The sequence below is a fragment of the Trinickia camelliae genome, assembly GCF_053525655.1.
In genome coordinates this window covers 103,510-120,374 of the sequence record NZ_JBCHAA010000020.1, presented here as the reverse complement: position 1 = coordinate 120,374, position 16,865 = coordinate 103,510, and the positions used below count along the sequence as shown (strand labels likewise).

17 protein-coding genes are annotated in these 16,865 nt (G+C 64.9%); 2 read left to right on the top strand and 15 right to left on the bottom strand.

The window, feature by feature from the left end; translation table 11 throughout:
* Positions 1-148 precede the first annotated feature (148 nt).
* From AAHK20_RS28330 to AAHK20_RS28310, 5 genes are all read right to left on the bottom strand, one after another.
* Positions 149-1,495, bottom strand: a complete 1,347-nt coding sequence (locus tag AAHK20_RS28330; protein WP_449184809.1) for a 2-hydroxycarboxylate transporter family protein — start codon at positions 1,493-1,495, stop codon at positions 149-151.
* A gap of 37 nt (positions 1,496-1,532) precedes the next feature.
* The gene (locus AAHK20_RS28325) at positions 1,533-2,897 is read right to left on the bottom strand and encodes a short-chain fatty acid transporter (protein ID WP_449184808.1); all 1,365 of its coding nucleotides are present in this window, start codon (positions 2,895-2,897) and stop codon (positions 1,533-1,535) included.
* 67 nt (positions 2,898-2,964) lie between these two features.
* A complete protein-coding gene (locus AAHK20_RS28320; RefSeq protein ID WP_449184807.1) occupies positions 2,965-3,795 on the bottom strand; it encodes an amidohydrolase family protein in 831 nt (276 codons plus the stop codon).
* A gap of 11 nt (positions 3,796-3,806) precedes the next feature.
* The gene (locus AAHK20_RS28315; RefSeq protein ID WP_449184806.1) at positions 3,807-5,012 is read right to left on the bottom strand and encodes a CaiB/BaiF CoA transferase family protein; all 1,206 of its coding nucleotides are present in this window, start codon (positions 5,010-5,012) and stop codon (positions 3,807-3,809) included.
* A gap of 44 nt (positions 5,013-5,056) precedes the next feature.
* A complete protein-coding gene (locus AAHK20_RS28310; protein ID WP_449184805.1) occupies positions 5,057-5,965 on the bottom strand; it encodes an HpcH/HpaI aldolase/citrate lyase family protein in 909 nt (302 codons plus the stop codon).
* Positions 5,966-6,066: 101 nt separating this feature from the next.
* Here AAHK20_RS28310 and AAHK20_RS28305 point away from each other — a divergent pair, with 101 nt between their 5' ends.
* Complete coding sequence (locus tag AAHK20_RS28305; protein WP_449184804.1) at positions 6,067-6,960, top strand: LysR family transcriptional regulator; 894 nt, start codon at positions 6,067-6,069, stop codon at positions 6,958-6,960.
* 48 nt (positions 6,961-7,008) lie between these two features.
* On the opposite strand, the gene AAHK20_RS28300 is transcribed toward AAHK20_RS28305, so the two are convergent.
* Complete coding sequence (locus tag AAHK20_RS28300; RefSeq protein WP_449184803.1) at positions 7,009-7,314, bottom strand: NIPSNAP family protein; 306 nt, start codon at positions 7,312-7,314, stop codon at positions 7,009-7,011.
* 288 nt (positions 7,315-7,602) lie between these two features.
* Between AAHK20_RS28300 and AAHK20_RS28295 the strand changes: the two genes are divergently transcribed.
* Positions 7,603-8,958 carry an MFS transporter gene (locus AAHK20_RS28295; RefSeq protein WP_449184843.1) on the top strand — a complete coding sequence of 452 codons (1,356 nt, stop codon included), beginning with the start codon at positions 7,603-7,605 and terminating at the stop codon, positions 8,956-8,958.
* A 97-nt stretch (positions 8,959-9,055) separates the two neighbouring features.
* Here the strand turns inward: AAHK20_RS28295 and ltaE are convergent, their stop codons facing one another.
* From ltaE to AAHK20_RS28250, 9 genes are all read right to left on the bottom strand, one after another.
* Positions 9,056-10,060 carry a low-specificity L-threonine aldolase gene (ltaE, locus tag AAHK20_RS28290; RefSeq protein WP_449184802.1) on the bottom strand — a complete coding sequence of 335 codons (1,005 nt, stop codon included), beginning with the start codon at positions 10,058-10,060 and terminating at the stop codon, positions 9,056-9,058.
* A 229-nt stretch (positions 10,061-10,289) separates the two neighbouring features.
* Complete coding sequence (locus tag AAHK20_RS28285; protein ID WP_449184801.1) at positions 10,290-11,015, bottom strand: peptidoglycan DD-metalloendopeptidase family protein; 726 nt, start codon at positions 11,013-11,015, stop codon at positions 10,290-10,292.
* 414 nt (positions 11,016-11,429) lie between these two features.
* Positions 11,430-11,771, bottom strand: a complete 342-nt coding sequence (locus AAHK20_RS28280; protein ID WP_449184800.1) for a DUF4148 domain-containing protein — start codon at positions 11,769-11,771, stop codon at positions 11,430-11,432.
* Between the two features lie 278 nt (positions 11,772-12,049).
* Positions 12,050-13,459, bottom strand: a complete 1,410-nt coding sequence (gene gnd, locus AAHK20_RS28275; RefSeq protein ID WP_449184799.1) for an NADP-dependent phosphogluconate dehydrogenase — start codon at positions 13,457-13,459, stop codon at positions 12,050-12,052.
* Positions 13,460-13,591: 132 nt separating this feature from the next.
* Positions 13,592-14,221, bottom strand: a complete 630-nt coding sequence (locus AAHK20_RS28270) for a DUF938 domain-containing protein (RefSeq protein WP_449184798.1) — start codon at positions 14,219-14,221, stop codon at positions 13,592-13,594.
* Between the two features lie 47 nt (positions 14,222-14,268).
* A complete protein-coding gene (locus AAHK20_RS28265) occupies positions 14,269-15,132 on the bottom strand; it encodes an NAD-dependent protein deacetylase (RefSeq protein WP_449184797.1) in 864 nt (287 codons plus the stop codon).
* Between the two features lie 122 nt (positions 15,133-15,254).
* Positions 15,255-15,557, bottom strand: a complete 303-nt coding sequence (locus tag AAHK20_RS28260) for a DUF971 domain-containing protein (protein ID WP_449184796.1) — start codon at positions 15,555-15,557, stop codon at positions 15,255-15,257.
* A 10-nt stretch (positions 15,558-15,567) separates the two neighbouring features.
* On the bottom strand, positions 15,568-16,575 hold the full coding sequence (locus AAHK20_RS28255; RefSeq protein WP_449184795.1) for a HEAT repeat domain-containing protein: 1,008 nt from the start codon (positions 16,573-16,575) through the stop codon (positions 15,568-15,570).
* 20 nt (positions 16,576-16,595) lie between these two features.
* Entirely contained in the window at positions 16,596-16,841 is a 246-nt protein-coding gene (locus tag AAHK20_RS28250) for a 4Fe-4S dicluster domain-containing protein (protein ID WP_449184794.1), read from the bottom strand.
* Positions 16,842-16,865 lie beyond the last annotated feature (24 nt).

Sequence of the window (16,865 nt, the reverse complement as noted above, 5' to 3'; positions counted from 1 at the left end):
CCAGACAAAAACATCAAAATCGAAACACAAATGAAAGCTAGCCGTCGGAAGCCCCCTGCGTCCAGACGATCCGATCGCAAGGGGCCAAATCGCCCCCGAACGGTCGGCCAAGCCCCTACCTACGGTCTATCGCAACTCCAGCGCATTCCTAATGCGTGAGAGCAAAGACAGCGAGGGCAGTCATCACCGTCACGGCACCGCCGATGCGCGTCGCAATCTGCGCGAAGGGCATCAGCTCCATCCTGTTCGCAGCCGTCAGGATTGCGACATCGCCGGTACCGCCGAGGCCGCTATGCGTCGCGTTGACGATGGCCGCTTCCACTGGATACATCCCGACCAGCTTCCCGACGAAGAAGCCGGTCAGCGTCAGCGCAAGCACGGTCGACACCGCGGTCACGATATTGATCCAATGAAACGCGGTGACGATCTCACCCCATGGCGTCATTGCAACGCTGATCGCGAACATCAGTGGATATGTGACCGCCGTCGAAAAGAACCCATACATGAAGCGCGCGCCGCTGCGCACGCGGGGCGAAACAACCTGAAACAGCTGCGCCGCGACCACGAGCACGAGCATCACAACCGGCGCGGGCCAGCCGAACAGTTGATGACTGAGCACGCCGAGCAGATACAGCGCGATAGCGGTCGCGCCCGCCGCGGCGACTGAACTCACGTCGAATTCGAACGAGGGCGCTGCGGGATCGGCGTGACCCTCTTCTGATTCGGCAACGGTCAGCCGGCCGTTGCCGGTCAGCTTCGGCCGGCGTGTCCCAAGATAGCTCAGGAGACCCGCGCAGCAAATCGCCGCGATGTTGCCGAGCATGACGGCCGAAAGCACCTGCGCGAAGAGCGGCCCCTGCCCGACGCCCAGAATCTGCGCATAGCCCGCGGACAGCGGCAGAGCGCCCTCGCCCACCCCGCCCGCCATGATCGGCACGACGACAAAGAAGAGCGCATGTTGCGCTGGCATGCCGAGCGCGAAGCCGACGCCCGTTCCGACCAGCGCCGCGACGACCGAGCCGCTCGCGACCGGAATGAAAATGCGCACGAAGCCCTTGATCAGCGTGCGGCGGTCCATGCTGAGCACGCTGCCGACGATAATCGCCGCGATGAAGAGATAGAGAAAGTTCGAGTGCTTCGTAAAGTCGGTGACCGCCTTGACGACCGAAGCCGGCATCAGCTTGTAGTAAATCAGCATCGACGGAATGAACGCCGCAAAAATCGAAGTCGCGCCGATGTGACGAATCCAGGGAATGCGTTTTGCCAGTTCCGCACAAGTGAAGCCGCCGAGCGCAACCAGCGCGATGCCGGTTGGCAAATCCGAAGCGAGCTTGCCCTCGAGCGTCATGGCAGCGAGCACAGCCAGCAGCAAGAGATACACCGGCAGGGGCAGCGCGCCAATGCGCGTGTCGAACACACGCCACCAGCGCTCCGTCAGCGACTTAGGATGGGATGGCCCTGCGGCTACGGTTTGTCCGGTCGTTGCCGATTCCATATGTCTGTCTCCGTTCGTGTCGTTTTAAGCGCGGGCGTCACGAGAGCAGCAGCAGCGCGGCGCCGTAGACCACCGCTCCGAGCACGAAGGTCGTCACGGTGAAGCCGAGCACGCGCTGCACGCCGATGCCGGCCATTGCGACCACGGGCGCTGCCCAGAACGGCTGCATCATGTTCGAGACCTGCTCCCCCATCGCGACCGCCATCGTCGTGGCCGGCACGGATGCGTGCAACGCCACCGCCGCCGGCACGACGAACGGCCCCTGCACGGCCCAATGACCGCCGCCGCTCGGAATGAAGAACGTCACGATCAGCGAGCAGACATAGCTCCAGAAAGGCAAGGTGTGAGCGTTGGAGATCGCAATGAAGAAGTGCGAGATCACATCAGGCAGACCGGTCGCATCCATCATGCCCATGATGCCGCCATAGAGCGGGTACTGAAGCATCATCGAACCGGTCTGCTTGGCCGCGTTCTTCACGGCGTCCGCATACGCGAGCGGATAGCCATGCAGGATCACGCCCGCGATGAACATGATGAAGATCACGGCGTTCACGCCCGAGAACGCCATGTGATGGACCTGCGCGAGCACGACCACCGCAATCCCCGCCACGCCGATGAACGCGCTGCCGAGCCACGAATACTCGATCCAGCGCGCGAAGCTCAACTTGCCCGTCGGCGTCTCGCGCAGCGGGGCGTCGGGATTCTTCTCGGTATCGAGCACTACGGCGTCTTCATCGCGCGGCTTGAGCAGTGCGAGCACGAACGGCATCGCGATCAGCATCACGATCGTCGGCACGAGATTGAACGTCGTGAAGACGGTCGCGCTGAACGGCAGGACCTGCCCAGTCAGTTTCTGCACGACGTTCATGGCGCTGCCGGGCGTGGATTGCGCAAGCGCGATCGAACTGGAGATGCCGCTCGCCCACACGACCCAGCCCGAAAAACCGGCCGCGACGATCCACGCGAAGTCGACGCGCATGCGCTTGGCCACTTCGCGCGCGAGCAACGCGCTGACCACGAGCCCCAGGCCCCAGTTGCAAAACGATGCAATGGCAACCAGCACGAACGTGAGCGTCGCGGCCTGTACCGGCGTGCGGGCGACCGATACGAGCGCCTTGAACACGCGCTGCACGGGCGGTGCATGCGCGAACGCGTGACCGGTCACGAGGACGAGCGTGATCTGAAACGCGAACGTGAGAATGTCGAAGAAGCCCTTGTACCAACCGCCGATCAGCCGTTCGAACGACGCGTGTGGCGCGAAGATCGCGGACAACACGGCGACGATCGCCGTGATCAGGATCGCGAGGACGAAGGGATCGGGGATGGTGCGCTCGAAGAGGCTGATCGTCGCTTCGGTGAAGCGCGTCTTGCGTATGGGTGCAACTGCGGCGGCGGGTTTCATGAAGTTGTCTCCGGGTATTGGGTGTGCCCCACGCGTTCTGTGCGCGTTCGGGTCGGCGAGGTCGCGTTCAGGTCGGGAAGCCGTAGAGCTTCGCCGGGTTGTCGACGAGGATGCGTTTGCGCGTCGCTTCGTCATCGGCCCATGCGCCCAGCAGGTCGAAGAGCGCCGCGTCGTCGGGCTTGTGCGATTCGGTTACGTGCGGCCAGTCGCTGCCCCATACCGTGCGCTCGGGCAACGCGGTCACCCAGGCGCGGGCGGTAGCGGTCGTGTCGGCATAGCCGCCTTCAAGACCCGCCATGGAATCCAGGTACGGTCCGGACAGCTTCACCCACACGCGTCCCGAATCGGCCAGGCGCCGAACGATGGCGTACGCAGCGTGGGATGGGCCGGCAGGCAACGGCAGGCGGGCGAGATGATCGAAGACGATGGCCGAGGGGAGACGCGCGAGCATCGCTTCATGCTCGACGATCTGCTGCGCCGTCCAGTGCAACTGCACATGCCAGCCGAGTTCGGCGACTCGTTGCGCAAGCGGCTCGACCATGTCGAAGTTCACGACGGCATGCGCCGGCGTATAGAGCGTGAAGCGAATACCGCGAATGCCGCCGTCGTGCAGTGCGGCGAGTTCAGCATCGGTGACCTCGGGACGCAGCACCGCGATGCCGCGCGCGTTGTCGAGGCCGAACTGCGTGATCGCATCGAGGGTCACGTTGTTGTCGGTCTCGTACGCGCGCGCCGTGACGATGACGGCCCGCCGCGTGCCGATGCGCGCCTGCACCTTGCGGTAGTCGGCGACGCTCGCGCCTTCTACGAATCCATGAGCGGAACGGTCGGCGAAGAAGCGGTGGTCATAGATATGGATGTGCGAATCGCATGCGTTCGCCGGCGCCTTGAACTGCATCGCGCGTCTCCTCACTGAACCGCGCGCTTCGCGCGCAGCGATTCGATCTCGGCATCGGTCCAGCCGAATTCGCGCAGCACCGCATCGGAATGCTGGCCGAATGCGGGTGCCGCGGCAGGATCGCGTCCCGGCGTCGCGCCAAAGCGAATCGGATGCTTGAAGCCGCGATAACGGCCGACACCCGGATAGTCGAAACTCGTCACCATGTCTTCGGCAACGACTTGCGGATCGTCGAACATGTCCTCGACGCTGCGAGCTGCCGCGCAGGGCACTGCATCGCCGAAGAGCGCTTCCCATTCGAGCGCCGTGCGCGCCTGCAGCGCGGCGTGCAACTGAGGCACGATTTCGTCGCAATGCTGCGCGCGCTTGCGGACGGTGTCATAGCGCTCGTCTTGCGACAGCGCTTCGAGGCCGGTCTTCTCGCACAGCGACTGCCAGAAGTGCGGCGTGTTGGCGGAGATGTACAGGTAGCCTTCGCGCGTCGGATGGATGCCTGTTATGCCGCCCGATCGCATGTCGCGGCCGACGTCCTTCGGCTCGCCCTCGGCCCAGATCATGCGGGCGGATTGCATCGTGAGCGCGCTGCGCAGCAGCGACACGCCGACGTACTGCCCGACGCCGCTGCGCTCGCGCTCGAAGAGCGCTGACGACACGCCAGCGGCGACCAGCGCGGCCGCATAGTAGTCGACTACGGATCCGTAAAGGATCTCCGGCGGCCCGCCGCGTTTGCCTTGCAGCGTGCACATGCCGGTCATCGTCTGGAGCACCTGGTCGTAGCCTGCCTTCTCCTTGTTCGGTCCCGCGTCGCCGTAGCCCGTCACCGCGCAATAGATGAGTCGCGGATTGACTTCACGCAATTGCTCATACGCAATGCCAAGCCGCGCCGGCACGTTCGGACGGAAATTGTGGACGAGCACATCGGCGGATTCGACGAGACGCATCAGCACCGCGAGCGCCTCCGGCTGCTTGAGGTCGAGCACGAGACCGCGCTTGCCGCGATTCACGCCGAGGAAGGCGCGGCTCTCGGCTTCGAGTGTCGAGGGGTATTTGCGCAGATTGTCGCCCGAGGGCGGCTCGATCTTGATGACATCCGCGCCCTGGTCGGCGAGCAGCGTGCATCCGTAAGGGCCGGCGATGTACGCGCTCAGGTCGAGCACGCGCACGCCGGCGAGCGGTCCCGAGCCCTCGGCACGCGATTGAAGGGGCGATGCTTGCATGAAAATCTCCGTCGGTATCTAGTGCGTCAGCGCGGCTGCGCGCTTCAGGTTGCGGCGTGAGCGCTTTCCAGCGCGCTGCGCTGTTCGCTCGTCAGCAAGCCGAGCCGTCGCGCATTGCCGACGAGAACGCGCGCGCGCTCGACGAATGGCGGATCGATCATCTTGCCGTCGACCACATAAGCCCCGACGCCGTTGCTTTCTGCTTCGCGCGCCGCTGCGACCACGCGCACGGCATGCGCGATTTCCTCATCCGACGGGCGAAAGACCTCGTTCGCCAGCGCGATCTGGCTCGGGTGTATGCAGCTCTTGCCGAGAAACCCCATCGACCGCGCGAGCTGCGCTTCAGCGCGAAAGCCGGCTTCGTCCTTGATATTGGCGAATGCCGAGTCATAGGCGAAGACCCCCGCTTCGCCCGCCGCGATGCGCAGACCGAACATCGCCTGCGCAATGGCGGCTACCTCGCGACGAGCCACGCCGAGCGGCTCGAAAAGGTCGCCCAAGCCCAATTGCAGCCCCGTGACGCGCGGATGCGCACCGGCCAGCTCCGCCGCATGGCGAAACGCCTTCGGCGACTCGATGTTGAGCAGCAGCTTCACGGGACGGGTCACGCCGTTGGCGCGCTCCGCCCGATCGATGGCGGACGCGGCCTCGCGGACGTCTTCGACGCTCTCGGGTTTCGGCAGATTGATGAAGTCGAGTCCGGACTGGACGACCGCGTCGACGTCGGCGTTGAAATGCGGCGAGTCGAGCGCGTTCACGCGAACGATCAGGACTTTTGCATGGGTGGTGGCGTCGTTCGAGCGCAATAGCGTGCGGAGCGCTTCGCGCGCCTCTCGCTTACGCTCGGCGGCGACCGAATCCTCGAGGTCGAAGGACAGTGCATCCGCGGCGCTCGCGAATGCCTTGGCGAACAGTTCGGGGCGTGACGCCGGCACGAAGAGCTTGCTTCTCATGTCTCCAGTTCATCGTCTATTGGCTGGAGATGAGTCTAAGACCGCTGTAGATTTAGATAAACTATCCGTATCTATCTTCAAAGCATAGATAATCTATCTTCATGGACATCGATTTTCTCGCCAGCCTTCTGCTCGTCGTCGACAGCGGTTCAATGGCTGAAGCCGCCCGCCGCGTGGGCGTGACGCCCGCTGCCGTCGCACAGCAGATTCAGGCGCTCGAGCGCGAACTGGGTGTATCGCTGCTGGTGCGCGCCGGGCGCACGGTCATCCCGACCGAGGCCGGGCATCGCGTGATCGACAGGGCGCGGGGTCTCGTGCGCGGGTTTTCGGAACTCAAGGCGTTTGCGCTCGAAGACGAGGCCGCGGGCGAATTGCGGATCGGCACGATTACGACGGCGCTTCTGAGCCTGTTGCCCGACGTGCTCGCCAACTTTGCGGCCGCCTTCCCTCAAGCGAAGGTGTTGATCCGGGCAGGCACGTCGACGGAGCTGTACGAGACGCTGCAGCGGGGCGATATCGATGTGGCAATTTGCCTTCATCCGGCGTTCGCGCTGCCCAAGGCTTACGACTGGCATTTGTTGCGAGAGGAACCGCTCGTCGTACTGGCACATTCGAGGCTCGCGGATCAGGAGCCTCATGAGTTGCTGCGTCGCGAGCCCTTCATTCGATACGATCGCTCGCTTGGCGGCGGCAAGCAAGCGGATCAATACCTTCGGACCGCGAAGATCGTTCCGCACGAGCTGTTCGAGTTGAATTCGCTGATGGCAATCGCGATGATGGTCGACCGCGGACTCGGGGTATCGCTCGCACCGGACATCGTTTCGCCTTTGACGGCAGGACTCGATGTCGCGAGGATGGCGCTGCCGATGAAAACGGAGCCGCGGCGCTTCGGTTTGCTTTGGCACCGTGCATCGCCGCGCGGACGTTTGATCAAGGGGCTGCTGCACAGTGCCGAGCAGGTGCTGGAGCGCGAGGGGGAAGGCGCTGGAACGTGATACGGAACCAGCGTCGGGCTGGTTTTATGGACCACAAAATCAGCAAAACTATTCGAACACCGGCCGAAAGAAACTGCGCTCGTAGCTGATGATGCATTGCGTGTCTTGCGCGTACTTGAACGCGGCCTGGCAATCCGGATCGTCCATCGACTTCTGACGGTATTGCTCATATGCCGCCAGCGACGGAAACGAGAACAGCGCCAGCGCGATATTGTTCGCACCCTCGGACGGCATGAAGTACCCGTGATGCTGTCCGCCGAAGCGCTCGACGAGCGGAATCCACATGCGTCCGTAGTGCTCGAATTCCTTCAGCTTGGCGGGATCGACGACATAGCGCAGATAGCAGGTGATCACGGTCACTCCTGGTTGGGTTGCGGGCGTGTAGCTTAGCGCACCCAACCAGGATGGGCCCCGGGTTCGCCCCTTTGCAAGCCAATCAAGAACCACCCGAAAGCCAATTGGAAAGCGCCTTCTGCACGTTTTCCGCGACTCTGTGACAATCGCTCGGTGCGCCGCAGCATCCCTTCGATTCGGCGCACCTCCGCCCACGCTTCAAGACGCTCAACCGTGCAGAACACCATCCCTCCGAACGCCGAGGCGAACGCGGCCCGCGCGCCAGCCGACCTCCCTGTCGATACCCCGATGAGCGCGCGCGACCGCCGCGCGATCGTCGCGATCATGCTCGCGGTCGCGCTCGCCACGCTCGATACCGCGATCGCCAACACCGCCTTGCCGACGATCGCCGTCGACCTGCACGCCTCCCCTGCCGCGTCGGTGTGGATCGTCAACGCCTATCAGCTCGCGATGGTCGCCACGCTGCTGCCGCTCGCGGCGCTCGGCGACATCGTCGGCCACCGGCGCATCTATATCGCGGGTGTCGCGATCTTCACGGGGGCATCGCTCGTCTGCGGGCTCGCCTCGTCGCTGCCGACGCTTGCCGGCGCGCGCGTGCTGCAAGGGCTCGGCGCGAGCGCGATCATGAGCGTCAATATCGCGCTGATCCGCTTCATCTATCCGCCGCACCGGCTCGGACGCGGCGTCGGGATGAACGCGCTCATCGTCGGCGTGGCATTTGCCGTGGGGCCGACCGTGGCGTCGCTGATCTTGTCGGTCGCCAATTGGCCGTGGTTGTTCGCGGTGAACGTGCCGATCGGGATCGCGGCGCTCGCGTTCGCGTTGCCGTCGCTGCCGCAGACGCCGCGCGGCAAACACCACTTCGACATCGGCGCGGCGCTGTTGAACGTGGTCACGTTCGCGGCGCTGATCCTCGCGCTCGGCGGCGCCGCGCAGCGCGCCGATACGCGCTTCGTGCTCGCGGCCGCGGCGGTCACGCTCGTGTTCGGCTGGATGCTGATCCGCCGCGAAGCGGGACACCCCGCGCCGATGCTGCCCGTCGATCTGTTCAAGCGGCCAGTGTTCACGCTGTCGGCGCTCACCGCGGTCTGTTCATTCGCGGCGCAAGGGCTCGCGTTCGTTTCGCTGCCGTTCTATTTCGAGGGGATCCTGCACCGCACGCAAGTCGAGACCGGTTTCCTGATGACGCCCTGGCCCGTCGTCGTCGCGCTGGCCGCGCCGATCGCGGGGCGTCTGTCCGACCGCTATCCGCCGGGGCTGCTCGGCGGCATCGGGCTCGCGATCTTGTCGGCGGGGATGGCGTCGCTCGCGCTGTTGCCGGCGCATCCTCCCGTCGCCGACATCATCACGCGCATGGCGATTTGCGGCGCGGGCTTCGGCTTTTTCCAATCGCCGAATCTCAAGGCGCTGATGTCCAGCGCGCCGCCCGAGCGCAGCGGCGGCGCGAGCGGCATCATCGCGACCTCGCGGCTCATCGGGCAAGCGACCGGCGCGGCGCTCGTCGCGTTGGGATTCGGGATTGCGGGCCAGCACGGCCCGACGCTCGCGCTGGCGGCGGGCGCCGTGTTCTCAGGCTTGGCCGCCGTGGCGAGCAGCCTGCGTCTCTTCGCGGCGGACCATCGCGCGGGACGGCAGGCGCGATAGCGGCATGCAGGATTGGGTATACCCAATCCTGCATTCGGTATACCGCATGCCATGCGCGGGTACGGAAGGGGCCACGCGGTAGGCACCTACCGCGCGTTCACTGCGCGAAATAGTCCTTCACTGCCGCAACGAACGTATCGATATCGCCGCGCGTCACATCGCGATGCGTGACGAAGCGCGACGCGTACAGCATTTGCGTGAGGATGCCGCGCTCCTTGAGCCACGCCTCGAGCGGCGCGCAATGTTCTTGCGGAAACTGCACGAACACCATGTTGGTCGCCTGCGATTGGACGCGGACCTGCTCGATCTGCGCGAGCCCGCGCGCCAGATGCTCGGCGTTGGCATGATCTTCGGCGAGACGCTCGACGTTGTGCTCGAGCGCATACAAGCAAGCGGCCGCCAGCACGCCTGACTGCCGCATGCCGCCGCCGAGCATCTTGCGCCAGCGGCGCGCTCGCTCGAGCAACGCGCGGCTCCCGACGAGCACTGAGCCGACGGGCGCGGCCAGTCCCTTCGAAAAACAGATCGAAATCGAATCGAACGACGCGCCCAACTCGGCGACCGGCCGCCCCGACGCGACCGCCGCGTTGAACACGCGCGCGCCGTCCAGATGCGTGGCGAGTCCGCGGCTCTTCGCAAACGCCGTCGCCTCCGTCACGTAGCCTGCCAGCAGCACCTTGCCGCCGATCGTATTCTCGAGCGCAAGCAAACGCGTGCGCGCGAAGTGATCGTCGATCGGCTTGATCACGGCCGCGATCTTGTCGATCGGCAGCGAGCCGTCGGCGGCGTTCTCGATCGGCTGCGGTTGAATGCTGCCGAGCACCGCCGCGCCACCGCCTTCGTATTTGTACGTGTGAGCAAGCTGGCCGACGATGTACTCGTCACCGCGCTCGCAATGCGACATCAGCGCCGCGAGATTGCTTTGCGTGCCGCTCGGAAAAAAGAGGCCAGCTTCCTTGCCAGTGCGCTCGGCAACGGCTGCCTGCAGGCGGATGACGGTCGGGTCGTCGCCCCAGACGTCGTCGCCGGTTTCGGCGGCGCTCATCGCGGCAAGCATGGCGGGGCTGGGACGAGTAACGGTATCGCTGCGGAGGTCGATCATGTGGCACTTCCTGTGGATGGCGATGAACGCGATCGCGTCGGCGCGATCGCAAAGTCGGCGGCACGCTTGCGGCGGCGCAGCGGCACGGAAGGCCGCTGCGCGTCTCGATGCACGCAAGCTAGGAAGTGTACGCAATTTCGCGTTGCGCGTTTGGCGACGGCGCGTTGGCGACGACGAAGTCTCGCGAAGCAAGGCGTGCTGCGCGCCGAACGCCTTACTCAGCCGTCACTCAACCGCCCGCGCGCGGCAAGTAATTGAGCGGATCGACCGGCGTGCCGTCGCGGCGGATTTCGAATTCGATGGTGCCGCGGCCGTTGGCGTCGGTGGCCATCTCCCCGATCGGCTGCCCCGCTCGCACCGCATCGCCTTCGTTCACGAGCAGTTTGCCCGCGTGTCCGTAGGCGGAGACGAGATTGTCGCTGTGCTTGATGACGATCAGCGGCCCGTATTCCGGAATCGCCGTGCCGACGTAGACGACACGCCCATCCGCCGCCGCCGTGACGGCTTCGCCCGGCGCCCCGGCGATCACGATCCCTTTCGACTTGCCCGCCTCGAACCGCACGACGACCGCACCGCGCGCAGGCCAAGAGAAGTGAATCGGCGCGGTTCCAGCGGGCGCCGGTCCCGGCGGCGCCACCGGATTCGCAACCGCTCCGGCGACGGGCGGCGCCACGCGCAGCACCTGCCCCGGCACGACCGGTGCGTTCACCGGCATGCGGTTCCAGCTCGCGAGGTCCTGCGGGCGCTGGCCGTAAGCGGCGGCGATGCTCGCGAGCGTGTCACCGGCATTGACACGGTAGTAGCCCGCCGCGACGGGCGCGGGCGACGGGCGCGGAGCGAACGTCTCGTTCCACGGCGTGCTCGTGCAGCCGCCGATCAAGGCCACGCCCGCTAGAAGCAGCGCCGTTCGTGCCAGTGCGCGGTGTCCGCGCGCGAAGAAGCTTGTCGTTCTCATGTTTGCCCCTATCCACGAATAATCGTCATGAAGCCAGCTCCGAGACCATGCGCCAAGTATGGTAACCGCCGTAGCGAGAGCCGTCGCAAGAATGACACCTGACACGCCGGTTGGTTCGAAGGCCGGCGAGAGTCCGAACTGGCCGAAAGCCGCGCATTCTCGCAGGGTCTCGGTGTCGTGTCTCTGCGCGGGATCAGCATGCGGGGGCGAGCATGCAAGAAAAATTCGACGCCCCCAGAACGGGGCAAACACGGGGCGCACACGGGGTGCACAAATAGAAACTGGCTCGCGCTTCTTCCCTTGCGGGAGAGCGGCGAGCCAGTTGAGTCGGCTTACTGCTTCGTACAGCTTGCGAATGACTTACACGCCCATCCGCCTTTCAACTGCATGACATTCAGCGACCAACCTCGACGATTAACGGCCGAAGTACAGCGGATGCACGCCGTCGACATTCATCGGACGAGCGATCGCGCCCGATTGCGTCGCACCGCCGGTGCTGCCGCCATAACCGCTGGTATCGGCGACCGCTTGAACTTGAGCACCGCTTTGCGCGTTCACTTTAGCTTCAGCGGCCTGGATGTCGGCCGGATAGTACGGGCTGTGCGCGGCGGGGTTGAAACCGGCTTGCTCGACCTTGACGAGATCGGCCTTCACTTCAGCGCGAGTCAGCGGCTGTTGGTTCGATTGTGCGAAAGAAGCGACCGGAGCAGCGAACACGGCGGCAGCAGCGACGACAGCATAAACGAGCGATTTCATGACATTACCTCCAAGTTTTTTTGATTCACTGCACACAACATGTCTGCAGCGATTGACGAAAGTCTAGTCACTCACTCGCCTAGGGAAAACCCCCATTTCACGTAAACAGTTTTCCAAAATTCGAAACAATTGAGATATCAAAATCCTCTTTACCGATGCGGATATAGGTAATCAGGGCGCATTTTCGCGGCGGTCGTCGAAAAAAACGCGGGGCGGTCCCGCCTTTCGGCGAATCCGCCCCGCATCGCTTGCTGGGTCGTGCTGCAGTGCCGCGAGAATCAGGACCAGTTGGCGTGGAAGCTCCCCGCGCGGTCGATGCGCTCGAACGTGTGGGCGCCGAAGAAGTCGCGCTGGGCCTGAACCAGATTCGCGGGCAGGCGCTCCGAGCGATAGCCGTCGAAATACGCGATCGCCGACGCAAACGCCGGCACCGGCACGCCGGCCGCCACCGCCGAGGTCACCACGTCGCGTAAAGCGGACTGGTAGTTCGCCGCGATTTCGCTGAAATACGGATCGAGCAGCAGGTTCGCGAGCGCCGGATCTTTCGCGTAGGCGTCGGTGATCTTCTGCAGAAAGCGCGCGCGGATGATGCAGCCCGCGCGGAAGATTTTGGCGATTCCGCCGAACTCGAGATTCCAGTTGTATTCCGCCGAAGCCGCGCGCAGTTGGGCGAAGCCCTGCGCGTACGAAATCACCTTGCTGAAATAGAGCGCACGGCGCACGGCTTCGATAAACGCCGCGCGGTCGCCTGCGAACGGTTTCGCGACGGGCCCGGTGAGCACCTTGCTCGCCGCGACGCGCTCGGTCTTCAGCGACGACAGCACGCGCCCGAACACCGATTCGGTGATCAGCGGCAGCGGCACGCCGAGATCGAGCGCGTTCTGGCTCGTCCACTTGCCGGTGCCTTTTTGCGCGGCGCGGTCGAGGATCACGTCGACGAGATCCTGGCCGGTCTCTTCATCCTTCTTGCTGAAAATCTTCGAGGTGATTTCGATCAGATAGCTGTCGAGCTCGCCCTGGTTCCACTCGGTATAGACCTTGCCGAGTTCCGCGTTCGACAGCCCGAGCACGTTCTTGAGCACCGAATAGCTCTCGGCGATCAATTGCATGTCGCCGTACTCGATGCCGTTGTGGACCATCTTCACGAAGTGGCCCGCGCCGTCAGGGCCCATGTACGCGACGCACGGCTCGCCGTCGGGCGCCTTGGCGGCGATCTCGGTGAGGATCGGCGCGACCAGGTCATACGCGTCGCGCGGGCCGCCGGGCATGATCGACGGGCCCTTCAGCGCGCCCTCTTCGCCGCCCGACACGCCGGTGCCGATGAAATGCAGCTTCAATTTCGCAAGATCCTGATTGCGGCGGATCGTATCGGTGAAGTGCGTGTTGCCGCCGTCGATCAGGATGTCGCCCTCGTCGAGCAGCGGCTTGAGCGCGGCGATCGTGGCGTCGGTCGGCTCGCCCGCCTTGACCATCAGCAGAATGCGGCGCGGCGTTTCCAGCGATTCGACGAATTCCTCGAGCGTGTACGTCGGCACGAGCTTGCGCTCGGGAAACTCGGCGATCAGTTCGTCGGTTTTCGTGCTGCTGCGGTTGTAGACGGACACGGCATGCCCGCGACTCTCGATGTTCAGCGCCAAGTTGCGGCCCATGACCGCCAGACCGACTACGCCGATTGCTTGTTTGCCCATTGTCGAAATCTCCAGTTGAAACCCGTGCTTCGCCGGTCAGCACACGGCGCAGCGACAAGGATAAAAGAAATGCGCCGCCGATGTCGTGCGGGCAGAGCACGGCGCATGCTTTACGTGCCGCCTGTTTCCACCTCAATCGCCGTACGCTTCCTTGCGAAACACGACGCTGAAATTGTTCGCGGGCATCGCGACGACATCGCTCACCGAGAAGCCCTCCTGCGCCGCGAGATCCGCGACGGCCTCCATGTCGCGTACGCCCCATTCGGGGTTGCGGCTTTTCAATTGCTTGTCGAACACATCGTTCGACTCCGCTGTGTGCGCGCCGTTGCGTCGATACGGCCCGTATAACACCAGCACGCCGCCCGCGCCGAGCACGCGCCCCGCGCCTGCCATCAGCGCCTGCGCCGCGGCCCACGGCGCGATGTGGATCATGTTGATGCAGACGACTGCATCCGCCGCCATGATCGGCCACGGCTCGCGCGTCACGTCGAGATCGAGCGGCGCGCGCAGATTCGACAGCGCGGTGTGCGTGCGCCAGGCTTCGATCGATGCGCGCGCTTCCGGCGTTGGGTCGCTCGGCTGCCATTCGAGCTCGGGAAGCGCCGCGGAAAAATGCACGGCGTGCTGGCCCGTGCCGCTCGCGATCTCCAGCACGAGACCGCTCGGCGGCAACACGCGCCGCAACACGGCGAGGATCGGATCGCGATTGCGCTCCGCGGCGGGTGCGCTTTGGCGCGCTGTCGAGAGGGAGTCGTCCGGCACGGTGGTTGTCCTTGCTTTCCTGGGTGGGCGTCTGGTGGGCGGCGTGGCTAGGCGTCTTCGCCGCTGATACGCGCGGCGAGCGCCGTCAGCACATGGCCGCAAGGGGCCGGCACCTTCAGCGTCAACAATGCGTCGGCGCGTGTGTGACCGAGATTCACGGCCGCGATCGGCTTGCCCATCTTTTCAGCCCACACGCAAAAGCGATACCCCGAGTACACCATCAGCGACGAGCCGACGACGAGCATCGCATCCGCTTTTTCCAGCGATGCCGCAGCGGCGTCGACGCGTTCGCGCGGCACGTTTTCGCCGAAGAACACGACGGACGGTTTGAGCATTCCGCCGCAATGCGGACACGCGGGAATGCGGAAGTTGTCGAGGTCGTGCCATTCGAGGTGGGCGTCGCCATCGGCGGCGGGCGCGGCGACGGCGTCGACGAGCGCGGGATTGTCGGCTTCGAGGCGCGGCTGGATCGCCGCGCGCGTGTGCTCGGCGCCGCAATCGAGGCATGCCACATGGCCGATGCTGCCGTGCAGTTCGATCACTTCGGCGCTGCCCGCGCGCTGGTGCAGGCCGTCGACGTTCTGCGTGACGAGGCGGCCGACGTGCCCCGCCCTTTCGATCTTCGCGAGCGCATGATGCGCGGCGTTCGGTTGCGCCTTGCCGACCACCGGCCAGCCGACCATGCTGCGCGCCCAATAGCGCCGGCGCGCCTGATCCGAGCCGAGGAATTCCTGCAATTGAATCGGCTGAGAGCGCATCCATCGACCGTGCTCGTCGCGATAGCCGGGAATGCCGGAATCGGTGCTGATGCCGGCGCCGGTCAGCACGAACAGGCGCGGATGGCGGCGCACGAAGTCGTGCAATGCGTCGAGCGAATGGGATGCGGCGGCAACGGGAAGCAAGTCGGGCATGGTATGGCGGATCGGGTATACAACATACCGCCGAAAGCGGCCCCGCCTAAAGCGGCCCTGCCGATTCTACGCCGCTTGGCGCGCCGGCGTGTTCCGCGCGTCTTCGCCCAACCGGAAGCGCTTTACGCGCAGAGCACCGAAGCACGCGCCGCAAGCGCGTCGAGATAGGCCCACGGGTAGATGCCCTGCTCGTGGCCGTCACTGAACACCAGTTGTATACCGTATGCCATCGGTTGAATGCTGAATACCGCCACATCGTCGGGCGCAGCGATCGTCCGGCCTCGCAGACGAATGCGCCGGCACACGGAGCATGGGCAATTCGCGCGCAGCGTCGAGTCGCTGAATTCGTCCACTCGCCCGTCTTGCCAATGGACCGTGAGGGTGCGCGCCGTTCTGTTCAGCGCGATGCGTTGGGGAGCGTCCATTTCTGCGTGTTCACCGGTTGCTTGTTTCGATCTGCGCAAGCGCGATGCGCACCGCCTTGCGAACCTCCGGGTCCGCGTCCGACGCCGCTGCGTGCAGCGCCGGCAACACGCTGCGCGCGCCGATTTCACCGAGCGCCAGCGCGGCTTCCTTGCGCAAATTGCTGATCGCGTGCGTAAGCAGCGCCGCGAGAGGTTCGCTCGCAGACGCGTCGCGCAGTTTGCCGAGCGCGCGTGCCGCTTGCAGCCGCACTTGCCAGTATTCGTCGTCGAGCGCGGCGATCAGGGCGTCGCGTGCCGCCTGCGCGTGCAGCTTGCCGAGCGTCGCCGCGGCTTCCTCGCGGACCTGCCACGCGGAGTCACGCAACGCGACTAAAAGCGCATCGACGGCCGCCGCCACCGGAGCCTGCGTCGCAGCCGCAAACCCAAGCGCGCCGATCGCGGCACGGCGGATCTGCGCGTTCGGCTCGGTCACGGTCAACGCCGTCAGCGCGGGCAGCGCCCGCTCGTCCTTCAGCCAGCCGAGCACGCCGACTGCCTCGAGACGCACCGTTGCATCGTCATCGCTAAGCGCAAACATCGCCGGATCGAACGCGCCGGCATGGCGAAGCTCGCGAAGCGCACGCAGCACAGCGCCCCGCACGAACGCGTCGGCATGTCTGCTCCAGCGCGTGAGAATCGCACCCGATTGCGCGTGCTTCGCTTCGGCGAGACTGTGGGCCGCGGCTTCGCGAACCTCTCGCGATGGATCGACCAACGCCGCGCACAGCGCTTCGACGACGTCATCGCGTTCCCACGCGCCGAGCAGGCGAGCCGCTTCGGCGCGCACTTGCTCCGCAGCGTCGTTACGCAATGCGGCGGTGATCGGCTCGATCAGACGCTCGTCTTCGAGATCGGCCAGCTCGATCAACGCGATGCGCCGCACCGCTGCATCGTTCGACGCCAGACGCGGCAGCAACGCGGCCGCATCTTCGTCGAGCGCGGCGGGATCGAAATTCAGGGGGGGCGCGGAATGTGTCATCGGCGTTTGCTCGAAAGGGGTTAGCGCAACAAATAGGGAATATCGACTTTGACGGCGCCCGTCGGGCAATCCTTCTCGCACGGCATGCAGTACCAGCATTCGTCGAACTTCATATAGGCGCTGCCCTTTTCGATATCGATCGCAAGCAGGTCTAGCGGGCATACGTCGACGCAGACCGTGCAGCCTTTATCGGCAATGCACTTGTCGGCGTCGATCGTGACGGGTGCGGCGCTGCGCTGAAAAATATCGTGCGGCGTATAGGACATCGTGGACTCCTCAAGCGGCAATTA

Bases quoted from the DNA above. Each gene is read 5' to 3' on its own strand.
- AAHK20_RS28265 (WP_449184797.1), bottom strand. From the start codon at position 15,132: ATGCCCGACTTGCTTCCCGTTGCCGCCGCATCCCATTCGCTCGACGCA.
- AAHK20_RS28295 (WP_449184843.1), top strand. From the start codon at position 7,603: ATGAGCGCGCGCGACCGCCGCGCGATCGTCGCGATCATGCTCGCGGTC.
- AAHK20_RS28260 (WP_449184796.1), bottom strand. From the start codon at position 15,557: ATGGACGCTCCCCAACGCATCGCGCTGAACAGAACGGCGCGCACCCTC.
- AAHK20_RS28330 (WP_449184809.1), bottom strand. From the start codon at position 1,495: ATGGAATCGGCAACGACCGGACAAACCGTAGCCGCAGGGCCATCCCAT.
- AAHK20_RS28280 (WP_449184800.1), bottom strand. From the start codon at position 11,771: ATGAAATCGCTCGTTTATGCTGTCGTCGCTGCTGCCGCCGTGTTCGCT.
- ltaE (WP_449184802.1), bottom strand. From the start codon at position 10,060: ATGATCGACCTCCGCAGCGATACCGTTACTCGTCCCAGCCCCGCCATG.
- AAHK20_RS28310 (WP_449184805.1), bottom strand. From the start codon at position 5,965: ATGAGAAGCAAGCTCTTCGTGCCGGCGTCACGCCCCGAACTGTTCGCC.
- AAHK20_RS28320 (WP_449184807.1), bottom strand. From the start codon at position 3,795: ATGCAGTTCAAGGCGCCGGCGAACGCATGCGATTCGCACATCCATATC.
- AAHK20_RS28305 (WP_449184804.1), top strand. From the start codon at position 6,067: ATGGACATCGATTTTCTCGCCAGCCTTCTGCTCGTCGTCGACAGCGGT.
- gnd (WP_449184799.1), bottom strand. From the start codon at position 13,459: ATGGGCAAACAAGCAATCGGCGTAGTCGGTCTGGCGGTCATGGGCCGC.
- AAHK20_RS28285 (WP_449184801.1), bottom strand. From the start codon at position 11,015: ATGAGAACGACAAGCTTCTTCGCGCGCGGACACCGCGCACTGGCACGA.
- AAHK20_RS28255 (WP_449184795.1), bottom strand. From the start codon at position 16,575: ATGACACATTCCGCGCCCCCCCTGAATTTCGATCCCGCCGCGCTCGAC.
- AAHK20_RS28315 (WP_449184806.1), bottom strand. From the start codon at position 5,012: ATGCAAGCATCGCCCCTTCAATCGCGTGCCGAGGGCTCGGGACCGCTC.
- AAHK20_RS28325 (WP_449184808.1), bottom strand. From the start codon at position 2,897: ATGAAACCCGCCGCCGCAGTTGCACCCATACGCAAGACGCGCTTCACC.
- AAHK20_RS28250 (WP_449184794.1), bottom strand. From the start codon at position 16,841: ATGTCCTATACGCCGCACGATATTTTTCAGCGCAGCGCCGCACCCGTC.